This is a genomic window from Vibrio sinensis, from assembly GCF_003605645.1.
Lineage (GTDB): Bacteria > Pseudomonadota > Gammaproteobacteria > Enterobacterales > Vibrionaceae > Vibrio > Vibrio sinensis.
In genome coordinates this window covers 1-367 of record NZ_QVMU01000203.1, presented here as the reverse complement: position 1 = coordinate 367, position 367 = coordinate 1, and the positions used below count along the sequence as shown (strand labels likewise).

Annotated in this window: 2 tRNA genes and 1 rRNA gene; all 3 read left to right on the top strand. The window is 49.6% G+C overall.

The features are described from left to right. Positions 1–109 (top strand): 16S ribosomal RNA (locus tag DZ860_RS24205); the annotation flags it as partial. A gap of 94 nt (positions 110–203) precedes the next feature. Then, positions 204–279: transfer RNA gene (locus DZ860_RS24200), tRNA-Glu, on the top strand. 4 nt (positions 280–283) lie between these two features. Then, a tRNA-Lys gene (locus DZ860_RS24195) sits at positions 284–359 on the top strand. Positions 360–367: the final 8 nt, after the last annotated feature.

Below are 367 nucleotides of genomic sequence, written 5' to 3'. Positions count from 1 at the left end.
TGGGTAGTTTAACCTTTCGAGGAGGACGCTCACCACTTTGTGGTTCATGACTGGGGTGAAGTCGTAACAAGGTAGCGCTAGGGGAACCTGGCGCTGGATCACCTCCTTATACGATGATTACTCACGATGAGTGTCCACACAGATTGATATGTTTATAAAGTTTAAGAGATAGAGACACCCCCCAAGGTGTTTCAACACTTAGTGTCCCGTTCGTCTAGAGGCCTAGGACACCGCCCTTTCACGGCGGTAACAGGGGTTCGACTCCCCTACGGGATACCACTAAGGGTCGTTAGCTCAGTTGGTAGAGCAGTTGACTTTTAATCAATTGGTCGCAGGTTCGAATCCTGCACGACCCACCATTCTTTCT